We start from the raw sequence: 5,274 nt of genomic DNA, 5'->3' as shown, positions 1-5,274 counted from the left end.
CTTGTCCAGCTCCGGAACTGCCCGATGTAGTCCACCAGGGAGAGCAGTCCGTAGGCAAGCAGCAGCACTGCCATTATCTTCCCCATATCACTGCACTCCGAACTGACAGCACCACCAGCGCACAAAGTGGCCTGTTGGAATAACGAAGCCAGCATTGAGCTTACCGGGGCGCTTCTGAGCTATACCAAGAAAGCCATGCTGTATAATCGCATTGCGGACGCTGTCCTCTGAACAATGCCACCACTCTGCGATGACCTTGACGGGTATCTGGAAGGGATGCTCCTCAACGATCTCAGCGAGCTTGTCAGTGTCCTGTGCTATAAACTCTCTGATTTTCTCTGTGCTTGTCATAGTGATACCTCCTTTTTAATTAAGTTGATATTTACCTATCCCTAAGGCTTTTGCAAGAGCTTCAACGCCGTTCCTGTTGTAGCGGAAGGTCGATACTTCTTTGTTGCTGTGTCTTGACTTATCCAGAACGAAAATACCATTCTGCTCAGTCTTAAGACCAAGAGCATTAGCTTTCTTGCCAATAGCCATTGAAGACACTCCGAAAGCGTTACCGATCTCTGTAGCGCTCCATGTCTTTTCAGTTTGAGGAAGTGCATTTCCAACATCGATACCTGTTGCCGCCTCAATCTTTTTAAGTCCGAGCGTTTCGATGCCGATGCCCGAAAGCTGCATGTCCTTCCACTGAGGATTGTCGAAAAGCAGTTTCAAGCGGCGGTTCTCAGCGTTTATTCTCATGGCGGCAGCTCTGTCAGCCCTTGCCTGTGTTTCAAGTGCGTTAAGGTGCTTCTGCTGAGATTTCAGCTGATGTTCCATAAGATTGAAAGCTTCTATGTACTTAAGTTTCCATTCAAGGGCTGCCTTACCGGTGAATCCCATTGCAAGCAGTGTGAAACCGTCTCTTGTCATTTCATAGGACTTGTAAGACTTTCCTGTACCTGCCTGATAAGCCGATTCTATGAACATCTGGGTCACAGCGCAATTCTGCGCTCTGATGTTCTCAATAGCTTTCAGCACATCTTTGTGCTGTTTCCCAAAGTTCTCCGCAACCTGTACGCTTGATACTGTAAGGCTGCCGTTGTTGTTGCTTATTTTGATGATATCATTCATTTTTAATTTCCTCCGTTTCAATATTTTTTTGTTCTTGATTAATAATCAATTCAGGAGCTACGTCAAACAAATTAGATAGAGCAATTACAAGTGTAATGTCCATTTTTTTCTGTCTCTCACCTGCTTCAATAAGTTGATAATACTGACGTGAGATGCCGATTCTATCAGCTACTAACTGCATAGACATATTTCGTTCTTCGCGGAGCTCCTTCAAATAATCTCGTGGCATTATTTCACCTCCTGCCTCATTGTTTTGTCCTCAATTTGTTGACAACATCATTTTAGCACATCATTTTGTCGCTGTCAACAGTTTGATTACATTTCTGCATTTTAGCCAATTTTATATCAACTTTTTGTTTACATTGCTTCAAGTTGTTGACAGGTCAACAAATAGTTGCTATAATATTTTATAAGAAGGAGGTGCTTATATGTTGAATCTTAAACAGCTCAGAGAAGCAAAAGGTGTATCTCAGGCTACGGTAGCAAGAGAATTAAATATATCAAGGCAAACATATAATAATTATGAGTTAGGTAAAAGAGAAGCTGATTATGAAACTCTTTTAAAACTCGCTGAATACTTTGGAACATCGGTTGATTACCTTATATCCAATAGAATTAATGATGATTCTTCTGATGAAATAATTAAAAACTCTGTCGAATCTGATCAAGATCTTATTTTACTAAATAGAAATGCAAAAAAACTCCCACCTGAAAACAGAAAACTTCTTATAGATATGGCTAAGGCAATGCTTAAGGAGGAATTTGATGAGAACTGAGCCTGACTATAAATATGCAACAAATGTGGCGTATGACGAATTGTCATACTACAATGGTAGTTTCCCTCAGATAAATATATTTGAATTACTCTCTGAGTCAGGTGACATAGTTTTAAAAACATACTCTCAGGCAGCAAAATATTTAAAATGTTCTCATAACGAATTTACTTATAATATCGCTCAAAGTGAATTTGGCTTTACAGTTTCAGATTTAAAATCAAGAAATCATATTATATATTTTAATGATTTGAAAGATGAAAAAACTATCCGCTTTACACTGGCACATGAACTCGGGCATATAAGATTAGAGCATAAAGAAGATAATGAAGTTGCTGATAAGGAAGCTAATTGTTTTGCGAGAAATATACTCTGTCCTATTCAACTTGTTAAAGGCTATAATCTTTCTACAGTGGAAGACTATGCGGAGTGTTTTGGAATCAGCATTCCAATGGCAGAAGCTTCCTTAGCACATTCCAAATCGGACTTCTATTACATTACCAATAGAAATTATAGAATAGTAGATGCTAAAGTATACAGCTATATGACAGGTTATGCTTTATCAGAACTGTACGGTTACTAATAGAATAGCAAATTATTATTTGAACAATTAAGAGGATAATAATATGGAAAGATGCATATGTTGTAATTTGACATTTTCTACAAACGATTCCTTAGTTTGCCAAATTTGTGAAGAAAAATACGCTCTGTCTGATGAAGAACGCAAATTCTTATATCATTTCCTTCATGTTTGTTTCAGCGAATATGATAGTTCTGAGCGTTCAATTCTTATGTCAAGTTCAACTGAATCGGTTATTGGTTCTTGCAGAAAAATAATCAATAGTATTATTATTAATCTTTATAAAGAATCTAATGAGTCACTTGACAATTTAGCGGTTGCAATGACATACGCAAGAATGTACGCTTCTGATCGCCCTTTAGCAATTACATACTTTGAAAAATATAGAGAATTACCTGTTCCTATTCCAACTATTTACCATTATGCATATAGTGAACGCACAATGATTAAAGGGCGACCTGCTTATACACCTTGGCAAATCTTTTCAAAATTTGCTAATATTTACGAGGCAGAAAAGCAATATACAGAAGCTATAAAATGTTTAGAAAATTGTATTATTGAAGATAATGGAACAAATCCAGCCGATTTTGAAAGAATAAATAAAATAAAAATGTTGTTATAAAAAATCCCCCACGGTACTGGTAATACCGACGAGGAAAAGAGTTGATATGTCAGGAGGTGCTTATATGGGACGACCAAGAAAAGAAACTCCAAACCGTGCAGACGGTCTCTATGAAGTCAAAGTAACTATAGGGAAAGACTTCAACGGCAAACTGATCCGCAAGAGCTTCTACAGCTCCGTCAGCAAAGCCGATGCCAAAGCGAAAGCAGAGCAGTACAAGATAGATCAGGCTGTCTACAAGGCTACAGGAGAGCTCCCTGAACCCTCAGTAATGACTTTCGAGAAGTGGGCGAACAAGTGGCTTGACACATTCAAAAAAGGTGTAGTCAAAGACCACACCTATCACTTCACATATAAGTCGAATATCGACAAGTACCTTATCCCCTATTTCGGCAAAGCTCACCTTATGGATATACAGCAGATAGACATCCAGAAGTACTTCAACACCGTCAGGAGCGATTCCGGTGAACCACTTGCTAAGTCCACTCTGGATAAGCACAAGCTCATACTGAAATCAATGTTTGATGCTGCGATCGACAACGATCTGTGCTATAAGAATCCTGTCAAAAACATCAGATTTCAACACGTCTCAGATGCAGCTGTAAAGCATGTCTGGACTAAGGAACAAGCTGAAACTGCTGAAAAATATGCTCGGCATTGCTGGCGACTTGATATAGTTCTGTATTTGAACACGGGTCTGCGGCGTTCTGAACTGCTTGGACTGAAATGGGAAGATATCGATTTTGAAGAGAATACCCTTCACGTCCAGCGAGCTGTGGTCCAGACTAAAGGGAAGATCGTCGTTGACAAACCAAAGTCAGCTACCTCAGACCGGATAGTCCCCTTCTCTGCCGATTTTGGAAAGTACTTGAAGAAGTTCCAGAGTGACAACGAATACGTCATAGGTAATGACGGAATAATGTCCCCTGCAACATATTCAAAGCACTTTCACGATTTTATGAAAAAAATGAGTGCTGCAACAGGAGTCCCTGAGCTTACTCCGCACGAGCTCAGACACACCTACGGAACTCTCCGCAGAGAGGAAGGTGTTGATATTTACACCATTCAGAAGGTCATGGGACACGCTGACATTTCTATAACAGCTTCGATTTACGTTCACAATGACATCGATGTGCTGAAAAAGCAGCTCAAGCTTTGATTACTACGACACTACTACGACATTTATGAATGTTTTTATCACTCTCTTTCAAGTTTTCAAAACGTGTAGACCGCTAAAAATAGGCAAAATAATGATACATCGTTTCTTACTATTCTTATTTCCAAGCAGACTGGAACTCGTGTATACGTTAATAGCGTATCGAGGGTTCGAATCCCTCTCTGTCCGCCAGAATGGTAAATGAGAAGAATGGCTGTATTGCGTAGAATAGCGTGATTCAGCCATTTTTCTTTTTGTCTGTGATATGAAGATGATTTCAGAAAGTCGAAACAAAATGCACGTAAAATAGGCGTTTTTCAGACCTATTCCACACGAAATTCCACACGGAATACTTAGTGGCTAACGCTGGAATGGCATACAATGGCAACTGAAATATCGTTGCCTTTATACATAATCCAAAGCAGATATAAGGCTATTCTCCGTAGTGACAGCTTGTTTACTCCATAATTTGTAATCTATGTATTTGGCGATTTATAGCCTTTAATCAATACTGAAATGAGTTGTATTCCACATAAAGTTGTATTTACTACCGCGAAATGTTGCTTATGCAACAAATATAACCTATTTCTGACTATCATTGATCTCTTTTAGAATAATTTCAGTAGCATATGAAAATAAGAGCAGCGGCGCATTGCTGCGCCGCCGTGATTATCTGTTGTCCCTATAAATACAAACATCATTCTTCTTGTGCAGATAAGAAGAATCAATTCATTTTTTCAATCAGAAGTCTACGCATGAGTACCATATCAAAAACATCAAGACGGTCGTCCTTACATAGATCGGCGTTCTTCCAGTTGCCAAGAGTTTTTGTTCTGCCAAGTAGGAAGTTTTGAAGTGAAACTAAGTCTGCAATGCTTACAGTACCATCACAATTAATATCTCCGGGAGTATCAGTTGATGTGTCAAAGGCTATAAACTCTCGGTTGTATTTTTTTGCATATGCTTCCGCAGTTGAATTCTTATATCCGTATATCACAACATCGCCGGGAACTGTATAAACGCT

The 5,274-nt window shown here is 39.2% G+C and carries 8 protein-coding genes; 4 read left to right on the top strand and 4 right to left on the bottom strand.

Features of this window, described 5'->3' with window-relative positions; genetic code table 11:
• Positions 1 to 87 precede the first annotated feature (87 nt).
• The 3 genes from Q0R37_RS14985 to Q0R37_RS14975 are packed head-to-tail and all read right to left on the bottom strand — an operon-like array spanning position 88 to position 1,348.
• On the bottom strand, positions 88 to 351 hold the full coding sequence (locus Q0R37_RS14985) for a hypothetical protein (RefSeq protein ID WP_294755383.1): 264 nt from the start codon (positions 349 to 351) through the stop codon (positions 88 to 90).
• 15 nt (positions 352 to 366) lie between these two features.
• Positions 367 to 1,119 carry a Rha family transcriptional regulator gene (locus tag Q0R37_RS14980; RefSeq protein WP_294755382.1) on the bottom strand — a complete coding sequence of 251 codons (753 nt, stop codon included), beginning with the start codon at positions 1,117 to 1,119 and terminating at the stop codon, positions 367 to 369.
• Positions 1,112 to 1,348, bottom strand: coding sequence for a helix-turn-helix transcriptional regulator (locus tag Q0R37_RS14975; protein ID WP_294755381.1), 237 nt, complete (start codon positions 1,346 to 1,348; stop codon positions 1,112 to 1,114). Before Q0R37_RS14975 ends, Q0R37_RS14980 begins: the two co-directional genes overlap by 8 nt.
• A 199-nt stretch (positions 1,349 to 1,547) precedes the next feature.
• Here Q0R37_RS14975 and Q0R37_RS14970 point away from each other — a divergent pair, with 199 nt between their 5' ends.
• The 4 genes from Q0R37_RS14970 (at position 1,548) to Q0R37_RS14955 (ending at position 4,253) form a co-directional block, all read left to right on the top strand.
• Positions 1,548 to 1,895 (top strand): helix-turn-helix transcriptional regulator, encoded by a 348-nt coding sequence (locus tag Q0R37_RS14970; protein WP_294755379.1) that lies wholly within the window; start codon positions 1,548 to 1,550, stop codon positions 1,893 to 1,895.
• Entirely contained in the window at positions 1,885 to 2,475 is a 591-nt protein-coding gene (locus Q0R37_RS14965) for an ImmA/IrrE family metallo-endopeptidase (RefSeq protein WP_294755377.1), read from the top strand. The genes Q0R37_RS14970 and Q0R37_RS14965 overlap by 11 nt, the downstream gene beginning before the upstream one ends.
• A 43-nt stretch (positions 2,476 to 2,518) precedes the next feature.
• A complete protein-coding gene (locus Q0R37_RS14960) occupies positions 2,519 to 3,094 on the top strand; it encodes a hypothetical protein (protein ID WP_294755375.1) in 576 nt (191 codons plus the stop codon).
• 64 nt (positions 3,095 to 3,158) lie between these two features.
• Positions 3,159 to 4,253 carry a site-specific integrase gene (locus Q0R37_RS14955; protein WP_294755374.1) on the top strand — a complete coding sequence of 365 codons (1,095 nt, stop codon included), beginning with the start codon at positions 3,159 to 3,161 and terminating at the stop codon, positions 4,251 to 4,253.
• Positions 4,254 to 4,974: 721 nt separating this feature from the next.
• Here Q0R37_RS14955 and Q0R37_RS14950 read toward each other — a convergent pair.
• Positions 4,975 to 5,274, bottom strand: a 300-nt coding sequence (locus tag Q0R37_RS14950) for a dockerin type I repeat-containing protein (protein WP_294755373.1), incomplete at its 5' end; no start/stop codon positions are given.

Source organism: uncultured Ruminococcus sp. (genome assembly GCF_946415235.1).
GTDB lineage: Bacteria > Bacillota > Clostridia > Oscillospirales > Ruminococcaceae > Ruminococcus.
This window is presented reverse-complemented; position numbering and strand designations above follow the sequence as displayed.